This is a genomic window from Nostoc sp. FACHB-133 (assembly GCF_014698055.1).
In the GTDB taxonomy this organism is placed as follows: Bacteria; Cyanobacteriota; Cyanobacteriia; order Cyanobacteriales; family Nostocaceae; genus Nostoc.
On the sequence record NZ_JACJSH010000152.1, the window covers coordinates 1 to 3,512 of the forward strand.

The following is a 3,512-nucleotide window of genomic DNA, read 5'->3' on the forward strand; positions in this document are numbered from 1 at the left end:
AACTAACGAAGAATTTGCTAACTTCGTCAACAAATTGCAGTCTATGCAAGCAAATTATGACGATGAAGTTGGTTACTGGGAAGATGTGCCTTCTTAATAGCCAAATACTTGTTGAGGTGATTGCAGCAATTGTGTGCGCCTTTATGCTTCCCTATTTACCTTCAAGTAGGGAAGCATATTTGATCAGTTCTCAAGTCTTGTCTACAGCTAACAAAGAAAAGGAAAGGGAAAAAGTTTTTCTTGTGAGAGTGACTTAATAATTCTTGAATCCCTTTCTTCCTCTTTTGATTGGGCTGTATATCAATCATTTAAAATACCCCCATGACAACAACAATTGTTCACCCTAGTATCGAAAACTTACAGCAGTTTTCTGACTCGTTCGACATTGAGAAATTATTGCAATCTAAGGGAATTCTGCCGTGGCTTTTAGCAAATGGCTGGAAGCATGACGATGAATCGAGTTTGATTGCAAACATTGTTGATGAGTCTACAAGCTTGGATCAAGTTTGGGACTCTGAAGAGTTTGATTTTAATGCTCTGTCAGATGAATTAAAAGAAAAACTCAATCAGATTTTTGAGCATTTCTATCTGTAGTATTTGTCACTTTCAATCAATAATTAATCATTGGTAACGAATATGCAACCAACAATCACACTTCCACGCGGTTATGGAATCCCAAAGTTTAATGTTGGACAACGTACTCAACAAGGCAAAGTCATTGGTATTGAAGTATTACCACACGATAGCGTATTAGCTGAGAATTGCGGTCATGGCTATCGCTATATTGTCATGACTTCTCGCCACACCGAAGAAGTTAAATATCTGGAATCAGATCAGATTACGCCGCTCTCACCGTCAGAAGTAGAAGCTGAGATTCTAGAAGAGGTTGATTACTATTTGACTCAGCTTGTATTGCTGCAATCAGAGTTAAAAGCTGACCTCAATATCCAGACTCCATTCGGTCAAGTTAATCCACCTATTTCAACAACTAAACGTACTTCTGGGAGCGGTTCTAGGTTGTCTAAACCGAATAAGGAAAAAGTTGCTGCTTAACGAAAGAAGAATCAGCTTATCCGTGAAAAACTCTACAGTCAGACTGATTAAATCTGACTGTAGAGAAAAATCGATTCCACAAAAGATTATCACACACTCTACTTCAATACTAATCAGATGGAAACAAATTTGATTAAAGTGTATGATGCGACACTATTAAGCTCATCAAAAGTTTACCAAATTAATGGTACACATTGTCGATACTTAGGCGATGCAGGTACTATCCAACATCCACAGTATTTATTTCTACCTCTGCCAAATCAAAGAAAAAAAGCCAGCTTTCGGCTAAACCGAAACAAACTCATGACTCGCTGTTATGAGGTCGAAGGCATGGTTTATCAAAAGCCTGTGGTACAGGATAATTCACAGCAACTTCAGCTATTTTAAGCCATGTCCATACATAAACCACCAGTCATCAAAAGACATATTAGGCTACAAAAAAGCTCTAAAAAAGTAATCTATAGAGCTACTAAAGACATTCAAATAGTCACAAAGAAAGCTTCGCTTAATTGAAAGTGAAAAATAATGATTGAGGTCAACAATTATGGTACAAGCAATCGACAACCCTATTGCTGCAAATTTCCTAACTGATGCAGTAGTCGAGCGCCACAATTTCTCGCAGTTAAATAAAACCCGTATTCGGTTTCGTATTCAGTTGAAGAAAAGTACAAAATCGGCTGCTCCTAAATGGGCAGATGTACTACAAGCTGAAGTCTCTGAAATTGAATCAGACCTCGTTAAAGTCACAAATTCTGAAGTCGGTTTGCGGGGTATTAAGGTATTCAAGAAGTTGGATGAAGCTGCTGCCCAATTAAGGCAAGAAATTGCTTCGGTTCAAGAGTGGATGTCTGCTGATACTGGTGACTGGGTTTGTCCAATTGATTTAGCTCCCCTGGTATGGAATCAGTTAATCAATATCAGAGATAATATCGCCCCAGGACTGCGTAATCAATTAAAAGCTGATTACGAAGCGGGACTTCTTGATTATCAAGAGCGCATTGATCAGTTCCTTTCACTTAACACCTGGGAATTAGCACAGGATAAGCAAGAGTCAGTCAAAGCCAACTTGCTAAGAGCATTTCCGACTCTGACCGATCTTGAAGACTATTTGCAAGTCATTATTGTGCGATTCGTTCTGTCTAAATAAGTATAAATACTTAAGGACGACAGGCATGGAAAAGTAGTTTTAACAAGCTACACAGAACCATGACAACTCAATTTCCGTGATGGTGAAATTCCATCCTCCCAGGTGTCAGGGATGACTGCAAGTCCCCTACTTCAACGAGATGGCTCCTCGTTGGGGTAAAGCGGGGAATTCAAGGCGGTAACTACTAGCCTTCATAGTGGAACTCCGTCAGGCGTAGTTAGTCATGGGTAGAAATACAAATCTCTCATCAGAACCATCGTAACTTGCAACAAGCCAAAGAGGCTGATAGGCTTGCCCAAAAGGGGAAGGATATTTGGACGGCTGTGATGACCAGACCGTTAAAAGATAGGTAATAATCATCATGACCTATCATGACACCCATAATAAACCCGGTGGACAGAGAGAATCCTAAAACTAACGACAAACGGAAATTGGGAACGAAGTAACCTTCTAATACGCTCTTTAGAAAGGTCGATCTCTAAAGTAAGTAGCCAACCGCAAGCTATTGGGAGGAAGGATTGTTCCAAAAGCATAATGCTTCTGGGAAAGCCAGAAGATAAGCAGACAGGAACACGAGGATTTGGACGATATAGCTTTAAGTAGTAGTAAATATGACTAAAGCCGAACAAAAGTTCAGGATTGTATGGGAAAATGACATACCAATTTGTGAAGGAGTAGAAACCGACATTCAATGGCGGAACATACCCTGGAAGAAACTGGAACGTCGTGTTTTCAAGCTGCAAAAAAGGATATATCAAGCCTCTAATCGTGGAGATGTCAAAGTAGTCCATAAAATCCAGAAAACTCTACTACGGTCATGGTCAGCCAAATGTATAGCAGTACGTAAAGTTACCCAAGATAATCGAGGAAAAAAGACGGCAGGAGTGGACGGGGTTAAATCCCTTTCCCCAGAAGCACGTCTTGCACTGGTTAAAAGGCTAAAGCCAGAGGGAAAATCACGACCCACTAGAAGGGTATGGATACCCAAACCTGGCACAGAAGAAAAAAGACCCTTGGGAATACCGACTATGTACGACCGTGCATTACAAGCGTTGGTAAAAATGGCACTAGAACCCGAATGGGAAGCACGATTTGAACCAAACAGTTATGGCTTTAGACCGGGTAGGGGCGCTCATGATGCAATACAAGCGATATTCAACGCAATTAGATATAAACCTAAATATGTGTTGGATGCCGATATTGCAAAATGTGTGCGCCGTGACAGTTAACGCGGTATCCCCAATTAAATTGGGAGAGATTAAGAAGAACATCTCTAAGTCAACCAACTTACCTAGAGTCGAAAGACAAAAGG

At 40.3% G+C, this 3,512-nt stretch carries 4 protein-coding genes and 1 pseudogene; all 5 read left to right on the plus strand.

Annotated elements, in window-relative coordinates:
- The first annotated feature begins 321 nt into the window (after positions 1-321).
- Positions 322-594: a hypothetical protein gene (locus H6G86_RS37960; protein WP_190938703.1), complete on the plus strand. Its 273-nt coding sequence runs from the start codon at positions 322-324 to the stop codon at positions 592-594.
- A 42-nt stretch (positions 595-636) separates the two neighbouring features.
- On the plus strand, positions 637-1,053 hold the full coding sequence (locus H6G86_RS37965) for a hypothetical protein (protein ID WP_190938704.1): 417 nt from the start codon (positions 637-639) through the stop codon (positions 1,051-1,053).
- Between the two features lie 117 nt (positions 1,054-1,170).
- Positions 1,171-1,440 carry a hypothetical protein gene (locus H6G86_RS37970; RefSeq protein WP_179069550.1) on the plus strand — a complete coding sequence of 90 codons (270 nt, stop codon included), beginning with the start codon at positions 1,171-1,173 and terminating at the stop codon, positions 1,438-1,440.
- Between the two features lie 157 nt (positions 1,441-1,597).
- Positions 1,598-2,191: pseudogene (locus H6G86_RS37975) on the plus strand (hypothetical protein); the annotation flags it as partial.
- 620 nt (positions 2,192-2,811) lie between these two features.
- Positions 2,812-3,429, plus strand: a complete 618-nt coding sequence (locus tag H6G86_RS37980; RefSeq protein WP_190938705.1) for a reverse transcriptase N-terminal domain-containing protein — start codon at positions 2,812-2,814, stop codon at positions 3,427-3,429.
- Positions 3,430-3,512: the final 83 nt, after the last annotated feature.